A 22,424-nucleotide genomic window follows, 5' to 3' on the forward strand; every position below is an offset into this window, starting at 1 on the left:
CCCGGGGCCGCTACAGCTCCGGGCCGTCCCCCGGCTCCTCCTGGTACGAGTAGCGCTGCTCCCGCCACGGGTCGCCCACGTTGTGGTAGCCGCGCTCCTCCCAGAAGCCGCGGCGGTCCGCCGTCATGTACTCGACGCCGCGGACCCACTTCGGGCCCTTCCAGGCGTACAGGTGCGGCACCACGAGACGGAGCGGGAAACCGTGCTCCGCGGTGAGCAGTTCACCGCCCTTGTGCGTGGCGAAAATCGTGCGGTCGGAGGCGAAGTCGTCCATCCGCAGGTTCGAGCTGAAGCCGTACTCGGCCCACACCATGACGTGGGTGGCCTGCGGGGCGGGCGGGGCGAGCGCGAGCAGGTCGCGCGCGAGCACGCCGCCCCATTCGGCGCCCAGCATGCTGAACTTCGTGACGCAGTGCAGATCGGCCACCACCGAGGCGTACGGCAGGGCCGAGAACTCCTCGTGGGTCCAGCAGTGCTTCTCGCCGTCGGCGGTGGCGCCGAAGACCCTGAACTCCCAGCGCTCGGGGCGGAACTTGGGCACCGGGCCGTAGTGCGTGACCGGCCAGCCGCGCTGCAGTCGCTGCCCCGGCGGAAGCTCCGGTTCCGCCACGTCTCGAGATGTGCGACCCACCGGCTGACCCATGTCTCCATCCTGACAGACCGCGGGAGGTGGACGTGACCAGGTATACGTGGATTCGGGCAACTCCTACTAAGCGTGCACTTACTGGACGCCCCAGGATGCCGGTGCAAAGATGCGCGGACCTGCCCAGTCACCCGCTTGGAAGGAGCCTCTGCGATGCAGGGCGACCCCGAGGTCATCGAATTTCTCAACGAGCAGCTGACCGCCGAGCTGACCGCGATCAACCAGTACTTCCTGCACGCGAAGATGCAGGAGAACTTCGGCTGGACGAAGCTCGCCAAGTTCACCCGGTCCGAGTCGATCGACGAGATGAAGCACGCGGAGGTGCTGACCGACCGGATCCTGTTCCTCGACGGTCTGCCCAACTACCAGCGGCTGTTCCACGTACGCGTGGGCCAGACCGTGACGGAGATGTTCAAGGCGGACCGCCAGATCGAGGTGGAGGCGATCGACCGCCTCAAGCGCGGGATCGAGGTGATGCGCGCCAAGGGCGACATCACGTCCGCGAACATCTTCGAGTCGATCCTCGAGGACGAGGAGCACCACATCGACTATCTCGACACCCAGCTGGAGCTGGTCGAGAAGCTCGGCGAGCCGCTGTACATCTCGCAGCTCATCGAGCAGCCGGAGAGCTAGGCGGCCTCCGGGAGCTCTTCCCGTTCGGGAATCCCGGGAATCTTGGGCAGCTCCGCCTCGGGGACCAGCGCCATGGTCGGCTCACCCTGGTCCACCAGCTCACGCCGCGGGCAGGCCCCCCGGCCGAGCAGCGACTGGATGCGGCGCACGCAGGACCCGCAGTCCGTGCCCGCCTTGGAGGCGGAGGCGATCTGGCGGGGGGTGCAGGCACCGGCCTCCGCGTGCTTCTTCACCTGGTCTTCGGTGATCCCGAAGCAGTTGCAGACGTACACGCGGTTCACCTCCCGAGGACAGGCTGACAAGTGGCGCCCGTCCCGATTAATCGGTGAGGCTAACCTAACCTTACCCGCGCCTCCGGCTGCGCAAAAGCCCGGGATACGCACGTGGGGCGCGGATCACATGGATCCGCGCCCCACAGCTGCGCAACCGGGGAATACCCAGGTCAGGTGATCACTGGTCCCGGTACATCTCCGCCACCAGGAACGCCAGGTCGAGCGACTGGCTGCGGTTGAGCCGGGGGTCGCACGCCGTCTCGTAGCGCTGGTGCAGGTCGTCGACGAAGATCTCGTCGCCGCCGCCCACGCACTCCGTGACGTCGTCGCCGGTCAGCTCGACGTGGATGCCGCCCGGGTGCGTACCGAGCGCCTTGTGCACCTCGAAGAAGCCCTTGACCTCGTCGAGCACGTCGTCGAAGCGGCGGGTCTTGTGGCCGGAGGCCGCCTCGTAGGTGTTGCCGTGCATCGGGTCGGTGATCCAGGCCACGGTCGCGCCGGACGCGGTGACCTTCTCGACCAGCTCGGGGAGCTTGTCGCGGACCTTGTCCGCGCCCATCCGGGCGATGAAGGTCAGGCGGCCGGGCTCGCGGTCCGGGTCGAGGCGGTCGATGTACTGCAGCGCCTCCTCGGCCGTCGTCGTCGGGCCGAGCTTGATGCCGATCGGGTTGCGGATGCGCGAGGCGAACTCGATGTGCGCGCCGTCCAGTTGACGGGTGCGCTCGCCGATCCAGACCATGTGTCCTGAGACGTCGTACAGATCGCCCGTGCGCGAGTCCACGCGGGTCAGCGCCGACTCGTAGTCGAGGAGCAGCGCCTCGTGCGAGGCGTAGAACTCGACGGTCTTGAACTCCTCGGGGTCCGTGCCGCAGGCCCGCATGAAGTTGAGCGCGTTGTCGATCTCGCGGGCGAGCTGCTCGTAGCGCTGGCCGGACGGGGAGGACTTCACGAAGTCCTGGTTCCAGGCGTGCACCTGGCGCAGGTCCGCGTAGCCGCCGGTGGTGAAGGCGCGCACGAGGTTGAGCGTCGAGGCGGAGGCGTTGTACATCCGCTTCAGGCGCTCGGGGTCCGGGATGCGGGCCGCCTCGGTGAAGTCGAAGCCGTTCACCGAGTCGCCTCGGTACGTCGGCAGCGTCACGCCGTCGCGGGTCTCGGTCGGCTTGGAGCGCGGCTTCGAGTACTGGCCGGCGATCCGGCCGATCTTCACGACCGGCACGGAGGCGGCGTACGTGAGGACGGCGCCCATCTGGAGCAGGGTCTTGAGCTTGTTCCGGATGTGATCGGCCGACACCGCGTCGAAGGCCTCGGCGCAGTCGCCGCCCTGGAGCAGGAACGCCTCTCCCTTGGCGACGGACGCAAGGCGGGCGCGCAGCTGGTCGCACTCGCCCGCGAAGACGAGCGGCGGATACGACTCGAGGTCCGCGATCACATCGCGCAGAGCCTCGGCATCGGGGTACTCGGGCTGCTGCGCCGCGGGCAGGTCTCGCCAGGTGTTGCCAGCGCTCGCGCTGGTCTTAGCGTTCACGGTCACGCGTCAACCCTACGGGGTCACCGCCGCCGTCCATTCACCCGCTCACAAAGTGAGACGGGTGAGACACCGGCCCCCCGGCTCGCCGCTCCGCCTCCCGCTCGCCGGCGTTCGGCGCCGAGAGGGCCAGGGCGCGGTGGGTGCGGCGGAGCATCAGGCGGGCCATGAAGGGGTGGCCGAGGCGGACCACGGCCCAGTAGGCGCGGCCGCGCGGGGTGTCGGGGCGGGCGAAGGTGCTGAGGGTGACGTGCTGGTCGTCGACCAGGATGGACGCGCGCGCGGTCAGCCCCGCGATGTCGACCTGGAGCAGCAGCTCGCCGTCCTCACAGCCGAGTACGGGGAAGTCCTCGCGCAGCATGTGGGACCAGGCGCGCGGATCGCGGGGCAGGCCGGGGAGCATCGGCATGCGGTACGCGTCCTCGTACGCGGGCCGGTCGAGGGCGGCGCGGAGCAGTCGGGCGCCTTCGGGCACGGGGACCGTCTCGGTCCGGTCCCAGTAGAGGCCGTTCAGCAGGCGCACCCGGCGTGACCAGCGCACGGGGTGCGCGCAGCCGCCCGTCGCGACCCGCTCGGCGTTGTCGAAGACCTCCTCGATGATCGTGTCGTGCAGCGGCCGGACGACGGTCGGCCACACGATCCGGTCCATGCCCCGCGGCTCGGTCTCCAGGACGTGCCGCAGGCGGCAGCGCCGCTCCCCCAGGGGCTCGACGGAGATCTCGTGGAAGCCGTTGTCCGGTGCGGTGAAGTCGAAGCGGACGCGGCGGCCCGGTTCGTACTCCGTCACCGAGTACCGCACCGGGCCGTGGCCGCCGACGGCGCCGACCGCGAGCGGCCGGTCGAAGATCATGGCGTCCCAGGCCGGGGTCGGGAAGAGCGGGTCGTCCGGGGCGGAGAGCCGGTCGAGCAGCGCCCCGACGGCCGCCGCCGGGGCCTCGATCACTCGCTCGTGTTCATTGCGTACGACACTCACGACACACCTCCATACGCTGGCGTATGGTCAACCGTACGGTACCGTACGGTCATGGCGCAACGGCAGACGAAGACGGCGGCCGCGGGCGGGCGGAAGACCTCGGCGAAGCCCCGGCTCTCCGCCCAGGACTGGGCCGACGCCGCGCTCGCGGCCATCGGCGAGGGCGGGCTCGCGGCCGTCGCCGTGGAGCCGCTCGCGGTCCGGCTCGGCACCACCAAGGGCAGCTTCTACTGGCACTTCGCGAACCGTGACGCCCTGATCGAGGCCGCCCTCGCGCGCTGGGCGGAGATCAACACCGAGGGGATCATCAGCGAGGTCGAGGCGGAGCCGGACATCCGCAAGCGCGTCCGGCTGCTGTTCGCCGAGGCCATCAGCTCCGCGTCCTCGGACCCCCTGGAGGTCACGCTGCTCGCGACGGCCTCGCACCCCAAGGTCGAGGCGGCGATGCGGCAGGTCACCGAGCGCCGGGTGGCGTACGTCGCCGGGCTCTTCGCCGACCTCGGCTTCCCGGCGGCCGAGGCGCGCCGCCGCGGCCTTCTCGCGTACACGGTCTATCTGGGCCACGCCCAGCTCGGGCACGCGGCGCCGTCGGTGCTGCCGGGCGAGGACGAGTTCGGCGCGTATCTGGACGAGGCGCTGGACGTACTCATGCGGCGCTGACGTCCGCATGCGTTAGGGTGCGGGGCATGTTCGCGCATTCGACCCGTACCTGGTGGTGGCCCGCTCTTCCGGCGGCCCACTGACTGCGCGTACCCACGTACCGCGAAGGCCGCCCGAGGGGCGGCCTTCAGTGTTTTCCGGTTTCCGGGCACTTGCCGGAAGCGCACAGGCCGGGCCGTTCCTCTCACATCCGCTCACGGAGAAGGAACAGCCCCATGGACCTGCGAGATCTGCTGACCGACGACCGCCCCTTCGCCCTGCTGCGCCGCCGCACCCCCGGCCGCGACCACGACACGGTGGAGGTCCTGATCGGACCGGTGGCGACGTACGACCGCCTCGCCGACCTCCCCGAGGGGCTCGCGCTCGTGCCCTTCCGGCAGATCAGGGAGCGCGGCTTCGAGGTGACGGACGACGGCACGCCGCTCAGCGTCCTCACCCCCGAGGAGTCGTACGAACTGCCGCTCGCCGAGGCCCTGTCGGCGCTGCCCGGCCACGACGTGCGGGTGGCGGACGGCGGCTTCGACGTGAGCGACGAGGAGTACGCGCGGACCGTCGGCCGGGTGCTGCGGGAGGAGATCGGCAGCGGCGAGGGCGCGAACTTCGTGATCCGGCGGACGTACGAGGGCCGGATCCCCGGATTCGGCAGGGCGGACGCGCTCGCGCTGTTCCGGCGGCTGCTCGTCGGTGAGCGGGGGGCGTACTGGACGTTCGTCGTGCACACCGGGGACCGGACGCTGGTAGGCGCGAGTCCCGAGGTGCATGTGCGGATGTCCGGCGGGACGGTCGTGATGAACCCGATCAGCGGGACGTACCGCTATCCGCCCGAGGGCCCCACGGCCGACGGTCTGCTGTCCTTCCTGGCCGACGGCAAGGAGACAGAGGAGCTGTCGATGGTCGTCGACGAGGAACTGAAGATGATGTGCACCGTCGGCGACCGGGGTGGGGTGGTCGTCGGGCCCCGGCTGAAGGAGATGGCCCATCTCGCGCACACCGAGTACGAGTTGCGGGGCCGTTCGACCCTGGATGTGCGGGAGGTCCTGAAGGAGACGATGTTCGCGGCGACCGTGACCGGCTCGCCGGTGCAGAACGCGTGCCGGGTCATCCGGCGCCACGAGTCGGGTGGGCGTGGCTACTACGCGGGCGCGCTGGCACTGATCGGCCGGGACGCGGCAGGTGTACAGACCCTCGACTCGCCCATCCTGATCCGCACCGCCGACATCGACGCGCACGGCGGACTGCGGGTGCCGGTCGGGGCGACGCTGGTGCGCGGCTCGGACCCGGCCGGCGAGGTGGCGGAGACGCACGCGAAGGCGGCGGGCGTCCTCGCCGCGCTCGGTGCCCGGCCCGGCCGCCCGCGGCACGAGAGCGCGCGGCCGGCGCTCGCCGACGATCCGCGGGTGCGGGCGGCCCTGGACGGGCGGCGGGCCGGGCTCGCGCCGTTCTGGCTGCGGATGCAGGAGCAGGCGGACGAGCTGTCCGGGCACGCGCTCGTGATCGACGGGGAGGACACGTTCACGGCGATGCTCGCGCATGTGCTGCGCTCGTCGGGTCTGACCGTGAGCGTGCGGCGGTACGACGAAGTGGGGCTCGCGGACGCGGCGTTGGGGCACGAGGGCCCGATCGTGCTCGGCCCCGGCCCCGGCGACCCCTCGGACACCGGCGACGCGAAGATGCGGTTCCTGCGGGCGCTCGCGGCGGAGCTGATCCGCGGGCATCGGCACCCGGTGCTCGGGGTGTGCCTGGGCCACGAGCTGATCGCGGCCGAGCTGGGCCTGGAGATCGTACGCAAGGAGGTCCCGTACCAAGGCGCGCAGACGGACGTCGATCTCTTCGGGCGGACGGAGACCGTCGGCTTCTACAACAGTTTCGTGGCGCGCTGCGACGACGAGGCGGAGCGGGAGCTGGCGGCGCACGGGATCGAGGTGAGCCGGGACCGGGTGACGGGTGAGGTGCACGCGTTGCGGGGGCCTGGCTTCTCCGGAGTGCAGTTCCACCCGGAGTCGGTGCTCTCGCTGCGCGGGGCGGGGATCGTGCGCGAGCTGCTCGGTCAGCTGGCGGGGGCGGCGGGGACCAGGACGTTCTCGGAGCGGCGGCCCGCCTGATAGTCGAGGACGTTCTGGACGGTGGTCTCGATGATCTGGCTGACGGCGTCGACGGTGTAGTACGCCTGGTGGGAGGTGACCACGACGTTCGGGAAGGTGACGAGCCGGGCCAGGGTGTCGTCCTCGACGACCTCCAGGGACTTGTCGAGGAAGAACAGCCCGGCCTCGGCCTCGTACACGTCGAGGCCGACGCCCGTGAAGCGGCCCGCGCGCAGTTCGCGGACGAGCGCGTCGGTGTCGATCAGGCCGCCGCGGCTGGAGTTCACCAGGATCGCGTCGTCCTTCATGGCGCGCAGGGCGCTCTCGTCGATGATGTGCTGGGTCGCGGGGAGCAGCGGTACGTGCAGGCTGATCAGGTCGGACTCGGCGAACAGCCGGTCCTTGTCCACGTACTTCATGCCGAGCGCGACGCACTCGGGGTTCTCGGCGACGTCCCAGCCGAGGAGGTTCATCCCGAAGCCGTGCGCGATGCGGGTGAAGGCCTCGCCGATCTTGCCGGTGCCGAGGACGCCGGCGGTGCGGCCGCGCAGGTCGCGGCCCATCAGGCCGTCGAGGCGGAAGTCGAAGTCGCGGGTGCGGTTGCTGGCGCGGACGATGCGGCGGTTGACGGCCATCGCCAGGGTCCAGGCGAACTCGGCGACGGAGTACGGCGAGTAGTAGGAGACCCGGGCGACCGTCAGGCCCAGGCGCTCGGCCACCTGGAGGTCGATGTTGTTGAAGCCGGTGGAGCGCTGGGCGATCATCTGGGTGCCGCCGGCGGCGAGGGTCTGCAGGACGCGGTTGTTCAGGCTGGCGTTGACGCTGGTCGAGATGATCTCGTAGCCGGCGGCGATGGGGGCGGTGTCCTCGCTCAGGAAGACGTCCAGGCAGCGGACGTCGTGGTGCGGGGCGAAGGCCTTCTCCACGAGGGGGCGCTCGTCCGCCTGGACGCCGAAGGCGAGGATCTCCACGGTCTGCTCCCGGTCTCGCGTACGTTGCCCCCGCGCCGCCGAATATACGGTCCCGCCGCCGTACCCGCCGCCCGACGGCGCGGGACGGCAAGTGACCGGCGAAGGCGCCGGCCGCGCGGGTCGGCCGAAGAGCGCGGGTCAGCCGAAGAAGACGCCCACCTCCTTGTAGAGCGCGGGGTCGACCGTCTTGAGCCTCGCGGTGGCGTCGGCGATGGGGACGCGGACGATGTCCGTGCCACGCAGGGCGACCATCTTGCCGAAGTCGCCGTCCCGGACGGCCTCGATCGCGTGCAGGCCGAAGCGCGTGGCGAGCCAGCGGTCGAAGGCGCTGGGGGTGCCACCGCGCTGGACGTGACCGAGGACGGTCGTACGCGCCTCCTTGCCGGTGCGCCGCTCGACCTCCTTGGCCAGCCACTCCCCCACCCCGGAAAGCCGCACATGCCCGAAGGAGTCGAGCGTGCCGTCCTTGAGGACCATCTCGCCGTCCTTGGGCATCGCCCCTTCGGCGACGACGACGATGGGCGCGTACGAGGCCTTGAAGCGCGAGGTGACCCAGGCGCACACCTGCTCGACGTCGAAGCGCTGCTCCGGGATGAGGATGACGTTGGCGCCGCCGGCGAGCCCGGAGTGCAGCGCGATCCACCCGGCGTGGCGGCCCATGACCTCGACGACGAGGACGCGCATGTGCGACTCGGCGGTGGTGTGGAGGCGGTCGATGGCCTCCGTGGCGATGCCGACGGCGGTGTCGAAGCCGAAGGTGTAGTCCGTGGCGGACAGGTCGTTGTCGATGGTCTTCGGTACGCCGACGACGGGCACGCCGTACTCGTCGGTAAGGCGCGCGGCGACGCCGAGGGTGTCCTCGCCACCGATGGCGATGAGCGCCTCGACCTCCAGTTTGGCGAGGTTCTCCTTGATGCGCCGGATGCCGTTCTCAACCTTGAGGGGGTTGGTGCGCGAGGAGCCGAGGATGGTGCCGCCGCGGGGCAGGATGCCGCGGACGGCCGGAATGTCGAGCTGGACGGTGTCACCTTCGAGCGGTCCGCGCCAGCCGTCGCGGAAGCCCACGAAGTCGTACGCGTACTCCTGTACGCCCTTGCGGACGACGCCCCGGATGACGGCGTTGAGCCCGGGGCAGTCGCCGCCTCCGGTCAGTACTCCGACCCGCATGGAAAAGTCCCTTCGCCACAGTTGCCTGACGCGGGCCACGCTAATGGTGATCCGCGTCACTCCGGCATGGGACGAACCGTGAATTCCGGGACGCGGTGAGGGAGTTGTAGTGGAGAGGGCGGGTCCGGTTCACCCGAAGGAGGTCACGCCCCGGGCCGCGCGAAGGCCCGCAGGATCACGCCCCGGCGGTCTCGTCGGTGTCGAGGCCGCGCTCGATCGCGTACCGCACGAGCTCGACGCGGTTGTGCAACTGGAGCTTGCCGAGGGTGTTCTGGACGTGGTTCTGCACCGTGCGGTGCGAGATGACCAGGCGCTCGGCGATCTGCTTGTAGCTGAGGCCCTTCGCGACCAGGCGGAGCACCTCGGTCTCGCGGTCGGTCAGGCGCGGGGCGCCCGGCTCGTCGGGGGTCGCGGGCGCGGGCTCGGAGGCCAGGCGCCGGAACTCGCCGAGGACCAGGCCCGCGAGTCCGGGCGTGAAGACGGCGTCGCCGACGGCCGTGCGGCCCACGGCGTCGATCAGCTCGGCGGTGGACGCGGACTTCAGGAGGTACCCGGTGGCGCCGGACTTGACCGCCTCCAGGACGTCCGCGTGCTCGCCGCTGGCCGACAGGACGAGGACGCGCAGCGCGGGGTTGGCGCCGACGAGTTCCTTGCAGACCTGCACGCCGGGCTTCAGCGGCAGGTTGAGGTCCAGGACGAGGACGTCCGGGGCGGCGGCCTGCGCGCGGCGCACCGCCTGCTCGCCGTCGCCCGCGGTCGCCACCACGTCGAAGCCGGACTCGGCCAGGTCCCGGGCGACGGCGTCGCGCCACATCGGGTGGTCGTCGACGACCATCACCTTGAGGGGCGCGGCGGCGGCATCGCCTGTCGACCCGTCCGGTCCCGCCGCGCTCTGTTCGTTGCGTTCGCTGCGCTGGCTGCGCTCGCTACTCATCGGTCCGCTTCCGCCTTCCCCCGTACGTCCCGCGCGGCGCGCGGCACTCTCAGTTCCACTTCCGTGCCCTGGCCCGGCACCGAGATCAGCTCGGCCGTGCCCCCGATGTCCCGGAGCCGGCCCCGGATGGACAGCGCGACACCGAGCCGCCCCTCGCCCTCGGCCTGCGCGAGCCGCCCCTCCGGAATGCCGGGGCCGTCGTCACGCACCGTCACGATGACGGCGTCCGGCTCGTCCTCGACCAGGATCCACGCCCGCGCCTCCGCCCCGGCGTGCCTGCGGACATTGTCCAGGGCGGCGCCGACGGCGGCCGTGAGCTCCCTGGCCGCGCGCGGCGCGACCGACACCACGGCGCCGGGCTCCGACAGGGTGACGAGCGCCCCGGCGTACGGCGCGAGCAGGGCGCGCAGGTCGCACGTCGCGCTCCCGGTCAGGTCGGGGTCGTCGGCTTCCTCGACGGCGCGGACGACGGCGCCCTGGGAGACGTCCTCGGACGCGTACGAGGTGCGGACCAGGCCGCCGGCGACCAGGGTGCGCAGGGCGACCTCCTGCTCGCCCGCCATCCGGCCGAGCTCGGCCGCCTCGCCGCCGATGGCGGTGCCGCGCCGCTGCACCATGGCGAGGACCTGGAGGACGCTGTCGTGGATGTCGCGGGCCAGGCGCTCCCGCTCGCGGGTCGCGGCCTCGATCTCCAGGGCGCGGGCGAGGGTGCGCTCCGAGGCGCGGGCGACCTCCACGACGTATCCGATGGCGATGGAGGCGATGCACACGAGCAGGACGTTGTGGACGGTGTCGCGGCTGAACGCGCCGCGCTGCACCACGTTCGCGACGCCCACGAGCAGCGAGGCGAAGGCCGCCCAGCGCCAGCCGCCCTTGATCGCGAAGGCGAGCACCGAACCGGCCGTCCATATGGACGGCAGCGTCGGCCCGCCGTCGACGACCCGCCAGTGCTCGACCGCGACCGGCGTCAGGAGGATGCCGGTGAGCGCGACCCCGAGGTCGACCGCGAGGAACCGCTTGGTGCAGCTCACGGCGCCCGCGACCTTGGGCAGGGTGGCGAGGGTCCAGGCGGCGAGCACCGCGTAGTAGCCGATGGCGAGCCAGGGACGGGCGAAGGTTTCGTACGCGGCCACGAAGAGGCCGATGGCGTACAGCATGGTCAGGAGGCGATACGCGGTGAGGGCACGCCAGAGCGGCTGCTCGACCGACATCCGCATGACTCTCTCGCGCTTAGCCACGAACCCCACCCCACAGGGCGCGCTCGTGCGCCCCTCTCACACCGACGCGGCTAGGAGCCGGACCGTTCCTTGCCGGGGCGGTCGGCGTCCGCCGCGTCGTCCCGCTCGTCGTCGTCCAGCTTGCCGTCCGGGACGGTGCCGCCCTCGACCATCCCCCTGGCGGCCGCGGCGGCCTGCTTGGCGGCCGCTTCCTTCTTGGCCGCCTCTTCCTTCTTCGCCGCCTCCTTCGCGGCTTCCTTCTCCGCCTTGGCCGCCTCGGTGAGCTGGCGCTTCGCGGCGGTCGCGTAGATGTCGACGTACTCCTGGCCGGAGAGCTTCATGATTTCGTACATGACCTCGTCGGTCACCGCCCGCAGCACGAAACGGTCGTGCTCCATGCCCTGGTAGCGGGAGAAGTCCAGGGGCTTGCCGATGCGGATGCCGGGACGCATCAGCTTCGGCATCACCTTGCCGGGCGGCTGGATCTTCTCGGTGTCGATCATCGCGACGGGGATGACGGGCGCGCCGGTGGCGAGCGCCACGCGCGCGAGGCCGCCGGGCTTGCCCCGGTAGAGCCGCCCGTCGGGAGAGCGCGTGCCCTCGGGATAGATGCCGAACAGCTCGCCGCGCTCCAGGACGTCGATGCCGCTCTTGACGGCGGCCTCACCCGCGCCGCGCGCGCCCGAACGGTCCACCGGGAGCTGGCCGACGCCCTTGAAGAAGGCGGCCGTCATGCGGCCCTTCACGCCGGGCGTCGTGAAGTACTCGGCCTTGGCGATGAAGGTGACCTTGCGGTCGAGGACCGCGGGCAGGAAGAAGGAGTCCGAGAAGGACAGGTGGTTGCTGGCCAGGATGGCGGGGCCCTCGGCGGGAATGTTCTCGAGGCCTTCCACCCAGGGCCTGAAGGCGAGCTTCAGGGGCCCTCCGATGGAAAGCTTCATTGCGCCGTAGATCAAACCGAGTGCCTCCTGTGTCTGTGGATCAGACCATAACCCGAGCGGGGCCCGCGCTCCTTCCGGAGCTGGGCCGGCGGCCCCCGCCCGCGGCCGTCGCGGGCCCCGTCCGGTATGGGTGACGGCCCTGGTCGGTGTCAGTCCGGTCGCGTACGGTGAAGTACCCCCCGTACCCGAAGTACTCGTCCCACCCGAAGTACTCATCCCACGAAGGAGACCGAAGGTGCCGGTCCTCTCCGGAGCCGAGCCGTACCGCCACGAGGGCGGCGAGGTCGGCGTCCTGCTCTGTCACGGCTTCACCGGATCCCCGCAGTCGCTGCGCCCCTGGGCCGAGCGCCTGGCGGAGCACGGCCTGACGGTCTCGCTGCCGCTGCTGCCCGGCCACGGCACACGCTGGCAGGACATGCAGGTCACGGGCTGGCAGGACTGGTACGCGGAGGTGGACCGCGAGCTGCGCGCCCTCACCGAGCGCTGCACGGAGGTGTTCGTCTTCGGCCTGTCCATGGGCGGCGCCCTCGCGCTGCGGCTCGCGGCGCGGTACGGCGACGCGGTGCGCGGCGTGGTCGTGGTCAACCCCGCGAACAAGATGCACGACCGGGCGGCGTTCGCCCTGCCCGTGGCCCGCTTCCTGGTGCCCTCCACCAAGGGCATCGCCAGCGACATCGCCAAGCCGGGCTCCGCCGAGCTCGGGTACGACAGGGTGCCGCTGCACGCGGCGCACTCGCTGCGCCAGTTCTTCCGTCTCGTCGACGCCGAGCTGCCGCAGGTCACGCAGCCGCTCCTGGTCCTGCACAGCCCGCAGGACCACGTGGTGCCGCCCGTCGACTCCGCCCGTGTGCTCGGCCGGGTGTCGTCCACGGACGTCACGGAGATCCTCCTGGAACAGAGCTACCACGTCGCGACGTTGGACCACGACGCGGACCGGATCTTCGACGAGAGCCTCGCGTTCATCGGCCGGCTCGCCCCCAGCGCAGGCAAGGAAGGGACGACCACCGGTGGCTGAGCAGCAGGACAAGTCGGAGCCCGACCGCGAGGAGTCTCGCGACGACGGCGGTCCCGAGTCGGCGGAGCAGGCCGTTCCGATCGACGAGGACGCCGCGTGGCGCGCCATCGTCGCCGGGTACGGCGAGGAGCCCGCGGACCCGCCGGGCGCCAAGCCGTTCAAGTCCGTCGAGGATCTGGCGCTGCTCGAGACGGAGACCAACGGCCCGGCCGACGGCGACGCGGGCGACACCCTGACGGACAAGGGCGCCAAGGCCGACCGCGACGGCAAGCCGTCCGACGGCGACGCCCCGGCGAAGCCGCTCGGCAGCTCCGTGTCCTTCGCGCCGGGCGTGGGCGGCGCGGGCCCGCGTGACTACGGCGCGGCCGAGGCCTCCGAGGACGACTTCGACGAGGGCGACGAGGGCCACTTCGTGCCGCCCGAGCCGCCGCCCCTGCCGGACGGCGACGTCACCGCCAGGTTCGCCTGGCTCGCCGTCATCGGCGGCCCCGTGCTGCTGCTGCTCGCGGTGCTGCTCGGCTGGCAGATGACGTGGTGGCTGACGACGCTCGGCATCGGCGGCTTCCTGGGCGGGTTCGCGACGCTGGTCGTCCGCATGAAGGGGGACGACGAGGAGGACGACGACCCCGGGCGCGGGGCCGTCGTCTGACCTTCGCCTTACGCGGGTACGCGGACCGCCGCCAGCACCGGCAGGTGGTCCGTGGCCGCCCGCAGGTCGCTGTCCGTCACGCCCGGACAGTCCAACGGGACGCCGCAGCCGAGGACTTCGACGCCCTCGGTGGCGAAGATGCCGTCGATGCGCTGGTGCGGGTTCGCGGGGGTCGACGTGTACTCGCCGCCCCAGGGCTCGGTGGCCCAGCAGTCCTGGAGTCCGCCCGCGACGCGGCGGAACGTACGCCCGTCGGGGCGGTCGTTGAGGTCGCCGCCCGCGACCGCGTGCGGCACGTCCATCGCGGCGAGCCGGTCGAGCAGCATCCCGCCCTGCTCGTACCGCTCCCGGTTCTGCAGGCTCAAGTGGCAGCTCAGTACGCCGAGCCGGGCGCCGCCGAAGCGCACCACGGCCGTAGCGAAGCCGCGCCGGTGCTGTCCGGGCGTCAGCGGGAGCAGCACGTCCTCGGTGCGCTCCACGGTCGCCCTGAGCGAGCAGAGCAGCGCGGGCCCGGCCGCCGTACCGCCGCCGGAGAGCATCACCAGATCGGCCGCGCGGGCGAGGCGCGCCAGCTTCTTGCGCCAGCGGAAGAACCGCGGCGCCTCCTGCACGAGGACGAGATCGGGCGCACACGCGGCGATGACGCGGGCGAGCGCGTCGTTGTCGTCGCGCATCGAGCGGATGTTGTAGCTGAGCACCCGGACGACGGCCGAACCGTCGGGTTCGGTGCGGGAGTTGGGCAGCGTACGCGTCGGGTCGGTCGACATGGCGATCAAGATACGGGAAACCCCGGGCGGGCTGGAGAATTCCAGCCCGCCCGGGGTTTCCCCCCTGCGCCGGGGGTCACGTGTGCACCTGGCTCACATGATGGGGTCGGGCTCCCGGGCCAGGTCGGCCGCGCCGACCATGCCCGCCTTGTTGCCCAGCTGCGCGGCGATCACTTCCGCCTGGGGCCGCCACTGCGCCCCGACGAGCCACCGTTTGAAGGACTTGCGGATCGGGTCGAGCACGAGCTCGCCCTCGTCCGAAAGGCCGCCGCCGACGATGAACGCCGACGGGTCGAACAGCGAGGCCAGGTCGGCGAGTCCGGCGCCGACCCAGCGGGCCAGCTCGCGGTAGGAGTCCACGGCCACGAGGTCGCCCTGGCGGGCGGCCATGGAGATGTGCTTGCCCTCGATGCCGTCGGGGGTGCCGTCGCCCAGCGAGAGCAGGTAATCGGCGTTCTCCGGCGTGGCGTTGGCGCGCTGCTTGGCGTACCGCACGAGGGCGCGCCCCGACGCGTACTGCTCCCAGCAGCCCTGGCTGCCGCAGCCGCACAGCAGGCCGTCCGGGACCATCCGGATGTGGCCGAACTCGGCGGCGACGCCGAAGTGGCCGCGGCGCAGCTTGTTGCCGATGATGATGCCGCCGCCGAGGCCGGTGCCGAGCGTGATGCAGATGGCGTTGCGGTGGCCCTTGCCGCCGCCGAACTTGTACTCGCCCCAGGCGGCCGCGTTGGCGTCGTTCTCGACGACGACCGGCAGGCCCACGCGCCGCTCGACCTCGTCCTTCAGCGGCTCCTGGCGCCAGTCGATGTTCGGTGCGAAGTACACCGTGGAGCGCTGCCGGTTGACGTACCCGGCGGCGCCGATGCCGACGCCGACGATCTCGTGCCCGGCCCGTGCCCCCTCCACCGCGGAGGCGATCGCGTCGACGATGGCCTCGGAGGTGCCGGGGGTGGGCACCTTGAACGTCGACAGGATGTGACCGTCCTCGTCGACCACTCCGGCCGCGATCTTCGTGCCGCCGATGTCGACGCCGATGGTGAGTCCCATGAATCCCTCAGTTCGATCGAGCCCCGCTACGGCCCACCGTACCCGAGGGGGGTCAGTCCAGATCGATGCGTTCCCCCGGTTCGGGGCCCTCGTCGCGGGGATCGGAGCCGCTCGCAGGGGTGGGTCCGGCGTCGTCGCGCGTCCAGCGGCCCTCCTGCCGGGTGACCGCGCTGCGGTAGGCGGCGAGCAGTTCGGAGCCGGCCGCCGCGAGGTGGTCGAAGACGTCCGGGTTGCGCTCGATGACGGGCTCGACGGCGGCCTTCGCCTGCCGGACGACCTGCTGCACCGTCTCCTGCACAGCGCCCTGGGCGACCGCGCCGAGCAGCGGCGACTGCAGTCCCGCGAGCTTGTCCGAGACCGCGTCGACGAGTTTGCGCAGCTCCTCGGCCGCGGAGCCGGGCGGCGGCCCGTACTCGGCACGGCGGCGGGCCTTCTCCGCCGCGAGGTCCTCGGCGCAGGCCGTGGCCCACGCGTCGGCGTCCGTCGCTGCGGGTTCGGGGCGGGCGGCGGGCTCCGGCTCGGACCTGTCGCGATCCGGCTCGGACGCGTCGCGCTCGATGGCATCGCTCATGAGGGCTGACTCCTGCGCAGGGCCGATGAATTCGTACTCTCGACGTTACCCGAATGGCGGCAGACCGTTCACCGGGTCTCCGGGCCCCGTGGGAGGCGCGGCCTCCGGTCCGGCGGCTCTGTGGCCGGACCTGAGCGGTCCTGTGGCCGGGCCTCAGCGGTTCTGCGGCCAGAGGTCGGGGTCCGGCGCGAAGCGGATCCGCAGGGTGCCCTCGCGCAGGCCCGCACCCGTGACGGCGCAGCGGCGCAGCGCGGAGGGCAGCGTGACGATCCGCCGGAACGGGCCCGCGGTGACGACCAGTTCGTCGCCGCGCCGGATCAGGTCCAGGTCCTCGCGTACGACGCCGGGCAGCGGGACGGACCAGATCAGCAGGGAGTCCGTGGCGAGGGTGTCGGTGACGGGCCAGTCGACGGGGTCCGGCGCCCGTCCCGGCGCCGGTGCGCGGAGGGCGGCGAGGTCGTCGGTGCCGCGGGGGTCCTGGCCGCGGTGGGTGACCTCGTGGGTGGGGTACGTCTGCGTCCACTCGGCGAGGGTCTTGTGCTGCTGGGCGCGGAGCGCGGCGAGCCAGGGGGTGTCGTCGTGGGGCGTCGGCAGGACGCGGTTGGCGACGACGGCGTCGAGGGCGAGGGCGCCCAGGGCGAGGCCGGTGGCGGTGCGGGCGACGGCGTCGGCGCCCGCCGGTCCCGGCTCGGCGACCAGGCGGACGCTGGTGCCCGGGGCCTCGATCACGGCCTGCGCGGCGGCGAGCCGCTCCTCCCAGCGGGCGGCGGCCTCGTACAGCGAACCGGCCGGGACGGGGACGCCCGCGAGGCGGCCGAGGACGGGGCGCAGGGCGCGGGCCGCCTGGCGTTCCGGGGGCAGCAGGCGGCGCAGGTAGCGGCGGAGTTGTCCGGGCAGGGCGAGGAGGGCGAGGGCGCCGGGGGCGGCGGGGAGGTCGACGACGACGGTGTCGTACGTCTGCGTGTGCGCGGCCGCGCCGATGGCGCCCAGGAGGGCGAGGTCGTCGGCTCCCGGGAGAGGGGTGAGTTCCTCGTCGTCGAGGCGGCCCGCGCCCAGCAGGTCCAGGGCCGGGCGGGCGTGCTCCTGGAGGGCGAGCAGGCCGGTGCGGAAGCCGGTGTCCGGGTCGGGGCGCACGGCCGTCAGGCCCGGCTCCACCTCTTTCGGGCGGGGGCCCGTGGGGGTGCCGAGGGCGGCGCCGAGGGTGTCCTGGCGGTCGGCCGAGATCAGCAGGGTGCGGGTGCCCTCGCGGGCGGCGGTGAGGGCGGTGGCCGCCGCGAGGGTGGTGCGGCCGGCTCCGCCGGGGCCGGTGACGAGGAGGGTGCGCATGCGGGTGGACTCTACGTTGGGGGCGGATGCGGGGCCCTCGCCGGACTGGGCTGCCTTGAGGGGCGAGCTCAGGCCTTCCTGGGGCGGGCTCAGGCCTTGGGGTCGGTCTCGACTCGCTTCTTGAGGCCTGCCAGGGCGCGGTCGATGATGACCTTCTCCGCCTTGCGCTTGATCATGCCGAGCATGGGGATCTTGACGTCGACCGTGAGCTGGTAGGTGACCTCGGTGCCGGTGCCGGACGGCTTCAGGAGGTAGGAGCCGTCCAGGGAGCGCAGCATCTGGGACTTGACGAGGGTCCAGGACACCTCGTGCTCGCCGCTCCAGGTGTACGCGAGGGTCTGGTCGTCCTTGATCGCCCCGGCGTCCATGACGAGCCGGACCTGTTCGGCGCGGCCGGCGTCGTCGGTCGCGAGGACCTCGGCCTCCTTGACCTCGCCGGTCCACTGCGGATAGCGGGCGAAGTCGGCGATCACGTCCATGACGTCGGCCGGTGCCGCCTCGATCGTGATGCTCGAGCTGGTGTATTCCGCCATCGCGGTGGCTCCTCCAGATGCGGTCCGGTGCGGGCGCTTGTGCGTGCCCGCTGAAGGCTACCGCGCACGCGACCTGCGCCACTCACCCCGTCCTCACCCCCGCGCTCTCCCCAGGCGCCGCGCTCGTCCACTCCAGCGCGAAGGGCCGCCCCGACCCCGCGAAGTGCCCGACGTTCACGCACTCGGTCGACCCGATCCGCATCCGGCTCACAAGGGGCTGGTGCACATGCCCGAAGAGGGCGTACCGCGGCCGGGTGCGCCGGATCGCGTCGAGCAGCGCGCGGCTGCCCCGCTCGAAGCGGCGCGCCACGGTGTCGTACACGAGGTCCGGCACCTCCGGCGGGATGTGCGTGCACAGCACGTCGACCTCGCCGACGGCCTCGATCTTGGCGGCGTACTCCTCGTCGCTGATCTCGTACGGCGTACGCATCGGGGTCCTGAGGCCGCCGCCGACGAAGCCGAAGACGCGGCCGCCGATCTCGACGCGCTCGCCGTCGAGGACGGTCGTGCCCGCACCGGCGTATTCACGCCAGAGGTCCGGCATGTCGACATTGCCGTACGTGGCGTACGTAGGGGTGGGGAAGGCGGCGAACAGCTCGGCGTACTGCTTGCGGACCGCGCTCTCCACCGCGGGGCCGCGGTCCAGGCCGGCCCAGAGCGAGGCGCCGAAGGCGCGGGCCTCCTCGAAGCGGCGGGCGGTGCGCAGTTCGACGAGCCGGGTGGCGTTCTCCTTGCCGAACAGATCGGGGAAGATGCCGCGCGCGTGATCCGCGTAGTCGAGGAAGAGCACCAGGTCACCCAGGCAGATCAAGGCGTCGGCGCCGTCGCCCGCGCGGGCCAGGTCCTTGGCGTTGCCGTGCACGTCACTGACCACATGGACCCGGAAACCTCGCATGCCGGTCACCTTAAGACGGCGGGCCCCGGGCCGACCAGGGCGGGGTGATCGGGCGGGCCCGGTCGGGTGCGGGACGTGGACCTGCACAGACGTCCGCGGTTACTTCCGAGTCAGGAAGGGCGTGGCGTACTGTGCGGTTCAGACCACAACGTCGTGTGACGCACAGAACATCTGGCCCGGCCCCCCTACCGAACCAGCCATACCGATGGGTAACGTCCGGGCAGTCCAGTAGTGCTCAGCCCCTCAACGAAACCCTGAGGATCCCCCGAACCCCCCGACTGAGCACCTGCCCGACCTTGGACCGCACCGTCGCATCGCACAACGTCGTGGCGTCGGCGCCCTATGTAGGAGCAGCAGTCTTGCGCGAGTTCAGCCTTCCGGCCCTGTACGAGGTCCCCGCGGACGGCAATCTGACCGACATCGTCCGCAGAAACGCCGCGCAGCATCCGGATGTGGCGGTCATCGGCCGCAAGGTGAACGGCAGTTGGCAGGACGTCACGGCGACGGCGTTCCTCGCCGAGGTGCGCGCCGCCGCGAAGGGCCTGATCGCGGCGGGCGTCCAGCCGGGCGACCGGGTGGGTCTGATGTCGCGTACGCGCTACGAGTGGACGCTGTTCGACTTCGCGATCTGGAGCGCGGGCGCGGTGAGCGTGCCCGTGTACGAGACCAGCTCGGCCGAGCAGATCCAGTGGATCCTGGGCGACTCCGGCGCGGTGGCCTGCGTCGTGGAGTCCGACGCGCACGCCGCGGCCGTCGAGTCGGTGCGCGACCGCCTGCCGGCCCTCACCCATGTGTGGCAGATCGACAAGGGCGGCGTCGAGGAGCTGAACCTGGCGGGCGCCGAGGTCTCCGACGCGACCGTGGACGAGCGCGGCGGGGTCGCGGGCGCCGACGACCCGGCGACGATCGTCTACACCTCGGGCACCACGGGCCGCCCCAAGGGCTGTGTCCTCACCCACCGCAGCTTCTTCGCGGAGTGCGGCAACGTGGTGGAGCGCCTGAAGCCGCTGTTCCGCACCGGCGAGTGCTCGGTCCTGCTCTTCCTGCCCGTCGCGCACGTCTTCGGCCGCCTGGTGGAGGTGGCCGCCCTGATGGCCCCCATCAAGCTCGGCCACGCGCCCGACATCAAGCACCTGACGGACGAACTGGCCGCGTTCCGGCCGACGTTGATCCTCGGTGTGCCGCGCGTCTTCGAGAAGGTCTACAACGGGGCGCGCGCCAAGGCGCAGGCCGACGGCAAGGGCAAGATCTTCGACAAGGCCGCGGACACGGCGATCGCGTACAGCCGCGCCCTCGACTCCCCGGGCGGTCCCTCGATCGGCCTGCGCGTCAAGCACAAGGTCTTCGACAAGCTGGTCTTCAGCAAGCTGCGCGCCGTCCTCGGCGGGCGCGGCGAGTACGCCATCTCCGGCGGCGCGCCGCTCGGCGAGCGCCTCGGCCACTTCTTCCGCGGCATCGGCTTCACCGTCCTCGAGGGCTACGGCCTGACCGAGTCCTGCGCCGCCACCGCCTTCAACCCCTGGGACCGGCAGAAGATCGGCACCGTCGGACAGCCGCTGCCCGGCTCCGTCGTCCGCATCGCCGACGACGGCGAGGTGCTGCTGCACGGCGAGCACCTGTTCAAGGAGTACTGGAACAACGAGGGCGCCACCGAGGAGGCCCTCGCCGACGGGTGGTTCCACACCGGGGACATCGGCACCCTCGACGAGGACGGGTATCTGCGGATCACCGGCCGCAAGAAGGAGATCATCGTGACGGCGGGCGGCAAGAACGTCGCTCCCGCCGTCATCGAGGACCGCATCCGCGCGCACGCGCTCGTCGCCGAGTGCATGGTCGTCGGGGACGGGCGGCCGTTCGTCGGGGCGCTCGTCACCATCGACGAGGAGTTCCTCGTGCGGTGGGCCGCCGAGCACGGGAAGCCGGCCGGGGCCTCCGCCGCCTCCCTGCGGGAGGACGCCGACCTTCTCGCCGCCGTGCAGCAGGCTGTCGACGACGGGAACGCGGCGGTCTCCAAGGCCGAGTCCGTCCGCAAGTTCCGTGTGCTGCCCGCCCAGTTCACCGAGGAGTCGGGGCACCTTACGCCTTCGCTGAAGCTGAAGCGGAACGTGGTCGCCAAGGACTATGCGGACGAGATCGAGGCGCTTTACCGGGGCTGAGGTCGGTTCCCTGCCGGGGGCTCCCCGCTGCGTCCAATAGCGCGCTCCGCGCGCGGGCACCCCTTCCCGAAACTGGGGGCCCTGCCCCCAGACCCCCGCTCCTCAAACGCCGGAGGGGCTGTACCCAGCCAGATCCAGCCCGTCCGGCGTTTGAGGACGAGGCGCGAAGCGCCGATAGCGGGGTCCAGGGGCGGCAGCCCCTGGTTACGGGAAGGGGCGGGACCGGGGCGTACCCACGCGGCCTACAACAGCTCCCGCAGCCTCTCCGCCAGCAAGTCCCACCGCCACCGCTCCTCCACCCACAACCGCCCCCGCTCCCCCATCCGCTCCCGCAACTCGGCATCACCGAGCAGAGCGAGAATCCGGTCGGCGGAATCCTCCGCGGAGCCACCCCGCACGACCCACCCGGTCTCCCCGTCGAGGACGGCATCCGGGGCGCCGCCGGAGTCCCCGGCGACGACGGGCAACCCGGTGGCGGAAGCCTCCAGGTAGACGATGCCGAGCCCCTCGACGTCGAGCCCGCCACGCCGCGTACGGCAAGGCATGGCGAAGACGTCCCCGGCCCCGTAATGGGCGGGCAACTCGGCCCACGGCACGGCCCCGGTGAACACCACGGAGTCAGCGACACGCGTCTCCGCGGCGAGCCTGCGCAGCTCCTTCTCGTAGGGCCCGCCCCCCACGACGAGCAGCACCGCGTCAGGCTCCCGAGCCAGAATCCGCGGCATGGCGAGGATGAGCGTGTCCTGCCCCTTGCGCGGCACGAGCCGCGAGACGCACACGATCACCGGCCGGTCGGTGAGCCCGAGCCTGGCCCGTACGGCGTCGCCGCCGGAGCCGGGGTGGAAGGTCTTCTCGTCGACCCCGGGCGGAAGTTGGACCATGCGCCCGGCCGCGGCGGGCGTGAGCGCGGCGGCGATGCGGGACCGCGTGTACTCACCGAGATAGGTGATCGTGTCGGTCGACTCGCCGATCCTGCGCAGGAGTTGGCGGGACGCGGGCAACTGGGCCCACCCGGCCTCGTGCCCGTGCGTGGTCGCCACGAGCCGCCGTGCCCCGGCCCTGCGCAGCGCGGGCGCCATGAGGCCGAGCGGCGCGGCCGCCCCGAACCACACGGACGTACAGCCGTGTTCGCGAAGGAGTGAGACGGCGCGGCGGGTGACGCGGGGCGTGGGGAGCAGCATCGTGGTGGGGTCGCGGACGACCGGATAAGGCTGCTCGGCGTCGAAGGCGGCGGTGGCCTCGGCGCCTTCGGCGCCGCGCTTCCAGGTCGAGGCGTAGACGACGATCTCGGACGGGTCCAGGCGCAGCGCCATGTTGTGCAGGAACGCCTGGATGCCTCCGGGCCTGGGCGGAAAGTCGTTCGTGACGACCAGGGTCTTGTGCATCGCCGCAGACAGTACCGGCCCCGCCTCGTCCCCTCACGCAGCCCCTCCCGGCATCATGACTTT

Annotated in this window: 23 protein-coding genes; 7 read left to right on the forward strand and 16 right to left on the reverse strand. The window is 71.9% G+C overall.

Features of this window, described 5'->3' with window-relative positions; translation table 11 throughout:
* Nucleotides 1-10 precede the first annotated feature (10 nt).
* Nucleotides 11-643 carry a sulfite oxidase-like oxidoreductase gene (locus tag IEY91_RS38170; RefSeq protein WP_164325778.1) on the reverse strand — a complete coding sequence of 211 codons (633 nt, stop codon included), beginning with the start codon at nt 641-643 and terminating at the stop codon, nt 11-13.
* 153 nt (nt 644-796) lie between these two features.
* On the opposite strand from IEY91_RS38170, the gene bfr reads away from it, so the two are divergent.
* Nucleotides 797-1,276, forward strand: a complete 480-nt coding sequence (gene bfr / locus IEY91_RS38175) for a bacterioferritin (protein WP_164325777.1) — start codon at nt 797-799, stop codon at nt 1,274-1,276.
* On the opposite strand, the gene IEY91_RS38180 is transcribed toward bfr, so the two are convergent.
* From IEY91_RS38180 to IEY91_RS38190, 3 genes are all read right to left on the reverse strand, one after another.
* Nucleotides 1,273-1,557 (reverse strand): (2Fe-2S)-binding protein, encoded by a 285-nt coding sequence (locus IEY91_RS38180; RefSeq protein ID WP_164325776.1) that lies wholly within the window; start codon nt 1,555-1,557, stop codon nt 1,273-1,275. The two genes, bfr and IEY91_RS38180, sit on opposite strands and share 4 nt — an antisense overlap.
* Nucleotides 1,558-1,726: 169 nt before the next feature.
* On the reverse strand, nt 1,727-3,079 hold the full coding sequence (locus tag IEY91_RS38185; RefSeq protein ID WP_164325775.1) for a class II 3-deoxy-7-phosphoheptulonate synthase: 1,353 nt from the start codon (nt 3,077-3,079) through the stop codon (nt 1,727-1,729).
* Between the two features lie 34 nt (nt 3,080-3,113).
* Nucleotides 3,114-4,046: an SRPBCC family protein gene (locus IEY91_RS38190; RefSeq protein ID WP_189177427.1), complete on the reverse strand. Its 933-nt coding sequence runs from the start codon at nt 4,044-4,046 to the stop codon at nt 3,114-3,116.
* A gap of 51 nt (nt 4,047-4,097) precedes the next feature.
* Between IEY91_RS38190 and IEY91_RS38195 the strand changes: the two genes are divergently transcribed.
* The 3 genes from IEY91_RS38195 (at nt 4,098) to IEY91_RS38205 (ending at nt 6,808) form a co-directional block, all read left to right on the forward strand.
* A complete protein-coding gene (locus tag IEY91_RS38195; protein ID WP_189177428.1) occupies nt 4,098-4,706 on the forward strand; it encodes a TetR/AcrR family transcriptional regulator in 609 nt (202 codons plus the stop codon).
* Between the two features lie 26 nt (nt 4,707-4,732).
* Nucleotides 4,733-4,789, forward strand: coding sequence for a trp operon leader peptide (locus tag IEY91_RS42725; protein ID WP_106968013.1), 57 nt, complete (start codon nt 4,733-4,735; stop codon nt 4,787-4,789).
* 132 nt (nt 4,790-4,921) lie between these two features.
* On the forward strand, nt 4,922-6,808 hold the full coding sequence (locus IEY91_RS38205; protein WP_189177429.1) for an anthranilate synthase family protein: 1,887 nt from the start codon (nt 4,922-4,924) through the stop codon (nt 6,806-6,808).
* Here the strand turns inward: IEY91_RS38205 and IEY91_RS38210 are convergent.
* The 5 genes from IEY91_RS38210 to IEY91_RS38230 form a co-directional block, all read right to left on the reverse strand.
* The gene (locus IEY91_RS38210; RefSeq protein WP_164325771.1) at nt 6,754-7,758 is read right to left on the reverse strand and encodes a 2-hydroxyacid dehydrogenase; all 1,005 of its coding nucleotides are present in this window, start codon (nt 7,756-7,758) and stop codon (nt 6,754-6,756) included. The genes IEY91_RS38205 and IEY91_RS38210 overlap by 55 nt on opposite strands.
* A gap of 138 nt (nt 7,759-7,896) precedes the next feature.
* The gene (locus IEY91_RS38215; protein WP_164325770.1) at nt 7,897-8,925 is read right to left on the reverse strand and encodes a 6-phosphofructokinase; all 1,029 of its coding nucleotides are present in this window, start codon (nt 8,923-8,925) and stop codon (nt 7,897-7,899) included.
* A 175-nt stretch (nt 8,926-9,100) separates the two neighbouring features.
* Nucleotides 9,101-9,760, reverse strand: coding sequence for a response regulator (locus tag IEY91_RS38220; RefSeq protein WP_164328613.1), 660 nt, complete (start codon nt 9,758-9,760; stop codon nt 9,101-9,103).
* Nucleotides 9,761-9,855: 95 nt separating this feature from the next.
* Nucleotides 9,856-11,097 (reverse strand): MacS family sensor histidine kinase, encoded by a 1,242-nt coding sequence (macS, locus tag IEY91_RS38225; RefSeq protein WP_189177430.1) that lies wholly within the window; start codon nt 11,095-11,097, stop codon nt 9,856-9,858.
* A gap of 50 nt (nt 11,098-11,147) precedes the next feature.
* Entirely contained in the window at nt 11,148-12,017 is an 870-nt protein-coding gene (locus IEY91_RS38230) for a lysophospholipid acyltransferase family protein (RefSeq protein WP_164325768.1), read from the reverse strand.
* A gap of 235 nt (nt 12,018-12,252) precedes the next feature.
* Between IEY91_RS38230 and IEY91_RS38235 the strand changes: the two genes are divergently transcribed.
* Together IEY91_RS38235 and IEY91_RS38240 are read left to right on the forward strand one after the other, a co-directional pair.
* Nucleotides 12,253-13,032 carry an alpha/beta hydrolase gene (locus IEY91_RS38235; protein WP_164325767.1) on the forward strand — a complete coding sequence of 260 codons (780 nt, stop codon included), beginning with the start codon at nt 12,253-12,255 and terminating at the stop codon, nt 13,030-13,032.
* Nucleotides 13,025-13,681, forward strand: coding sequence for a hypothetical protein (locus tag IEY91_RS38240; protein ID WP_164325766.1), 657 nt, complete (start codon nt 13,025-13,027; stop codon nt 13,679-13,681). Before IEY91_RS38235 ends, IEY91_RS38240 begins: the two co-directional genes overlap by 8 nt.
* An 8-nt stretch (nt 13,682-13,689) precedes the next feature.
* Here the strand turns inward: IEY91_RS38240 and IEY91_RS38245 are convergent, their stop codons facing one another.
* From IEY91_RS38245 to IEY91_RS38270, 6 genes are all read right to left on the reverse strand, one after another.
* On the reverse strand, nt 13,690-14,448 hold the full coding sequence (locus tag IEY91_RS38245) for an endonuclease/exonuclease/phosphatase family protein (protein WP_189177431.1): 759 nt from the start codon (nt 14,446-14,448) through the stop codon (nt 13,690-13,692).
* 93 nt (nt 14,449-14,541) lie between these two features.
* Entirely contained in the window at nt 14,542-15,495 is a 954-nt protein-coding gene (locus tag IEY91_RS38250) for an ROK family glucokinase (RefSeq protein WP_164325764.1), read from the reverse strand.
* 52 nt (nt 15,496-15,547) lie between these two features.
* The gene (locus tag IEY91_RS38255; protein ID WP_164325763.1) at nt 15,548-16,066 is read right to left on the reverse strand and encodes a DUF5304 domain-containing protein; all 519 of its coding nucleotides are present in this window, start codon (nt 16,064-16,066) and stop codon (nt 15,548-15,550) included.
* Between the two features lie 153 nt (nt 16,067-16,219).
* Nucleotides 16,220-17,392 (reverse strand): ArsA family ATPase, encoded by a 1,173-nt coding sequence (locus tag IEY91_RS38260; protein ID WP_189177432.1) that lies wholly within the window; start codon nt 17,390-17,392, stop codon nt 16,220-16,222.
* 89 nt (nt 17,393-17,481) lie between these two features.
* Nucleotides 17,482-17,925, reverse strand: coding sequence for an SRPBCC family protein (locus IEY91_RS38265; RefSeq protein WP_164325761.1), 444 nt, complete (start codon nt 17,923-17,925; stop codon nt 17,482-17,484).
* 82 nt (nt 17,926-18,007) lie between these two features.
* The gene (locus IEY91_RS38270; RefSeq protein ID WP_189177433.1) at nt 18,008-18,820 is read right to left on the reverse strand and encodes a metallophosphoesterase family protein; all 813 of its coding nucleotides are present in this window, start codon (nt 18,818-18,820) and stop codon (nt 18,008-18,010) included.
* A gap of 359 nt (nt 18,821-19,179) precedes the next feature.
* Between IEY91_RS38270 and IEY91_RS38275 the strand changes: the two genes are divergently transcribed.
* Nucleotides 19,180-20,976: an AMP-dependent synthetase/ligase gene (locus IEY91_RS38275; protein ID WP_164325759.1), complete on the forward strand. Its 1,797-nt coding sequence runs from the start codon at nt 19,180-19,182 to the stop codon at nt 20,974-20,976.
* A 242-nt stretch (nt 20,977-21,218) separates the two neighbouring features.
* Here IEY91_RS38275 and IEY91_RS38280 read toward each other — a convergent pair whose 3' ends face one another.
* Complete coding sequence (locus tag IEY91_RS38280; RefSeq protein ID WP_189177434.1) at nt 21,219-22,361, reverse strand: glycosyltransferase family 4 protein; 1,143 nt, start codon at nt 22,359-22,361, stop codon at nt 21,219-21,221.
* Nucleotides 22,362-22,424: the final 63 nt, after the last annotated feature.

Origin of the sequence: Streptomyces lasiicapitis, from assembly GCF_014646335.1 — a bacterium.
GTDB lineage: Bacteria > Actinomycetota > Actinomycetes > Streptomycetales > Streptomycetaceae > Streptomyces > Streptomyces lasiicapitis.

Coding starts and splice junctions, on each gene's coding strand:
- IEY91_RS38230 (WP_164325768.1), bottom strand. CDS start 12,017: ATGAAGCTTTCCATCGGAGGGCCCCTGAAGCTCGCCTTCAGGCCCTGG.
- IEY91_RS38280 (WP_189177434.1), bottom strand. CDS start 22,361: ATGCACAAGACCCTGGTCGTCACGAACGACTTTCCGCCCAGGCCCGGA.
- IEY91_RS38245 (WP_189177431.1), bottom strand. CDS start 14,448: ATGTCGACCGACCCGACGCGTACGCTGCCCAACTCCCGCACCGAACCC.
- IEY91_RS38205 (WP_189177429.1), top strand. CDS start 4,922: ATGGACCTGCGAGATCTGCTGACCGACGACCGCCCCTTCGCCCTGCTG.
- IEY91_RS38265 (WP_164325761.1), bottom strand. CDS start 17,925: ATGGCGGAATACACCAGCTCGAGCATCACGATCGAGGCGGCACCGGCC.
- bfr (WP_164325777.1), top strand. CDS start 797: ATGCAGGGCGACCCCGAGGTCATCGAATTTCTCAACGAGCAGCTGACC.
- IEY91_RS38195 (WP_189177428.1), top strand. CDS start 4,098: ATGGCGCAACGGCAGACGAAGACGGCGGCCGCGGGCGGGCGGAAGACC.
- IEY91_RS38260 (WP_189177432.1), bottom strand. CDS start 17,392: ATGCGCACCCTCCTCGTCACCGGCCCCGGCGGAGCCGGCCGCACCACC.
- IEY91_RS38170 (WP_164325778.1), bottom strand. CDS start 643: ATGGGTCAGCCGGTGGGTCGCACATCTCGAGACGTGGCGGAACCGGAG.
- IEY91_RS38220 (WP_164328613.1), bottom strand. CDS start 9,760: ATGGTCGTCGACGACCACCCGATGTGGCGCGACGCCGTCGCCCGGGAC.
- IEY91_RS38215 (WP_164325770.1), bottom strand. CDS start 8,925: ATGCGGGTCGGAGTACTGACCGGAGGCGGCGACTGCCCCGGGCTCAAC.
- IEY91_RS38255 (WP_164325763.1), bottom strand. CDS start 16,066: ATGAGCGATGCCATCGAGCGCGACGCGTCCGAGCCGGATCGCGACAGG.
- IEY91_RS38270 (WP_189177433.1), bottom strand. CDS start 18,820: ATGCGAGGTTTCCGGGTCCATGTGGTCAGTGACGTGCACGGCAACGCC.
- IEY91_RS38250 (WP_164325764.1), bottom strand. CDS start 15,495: ATGGGACTCACCATCGGCGTCGACATCGGCGGCACGAAGATCGCGGCC.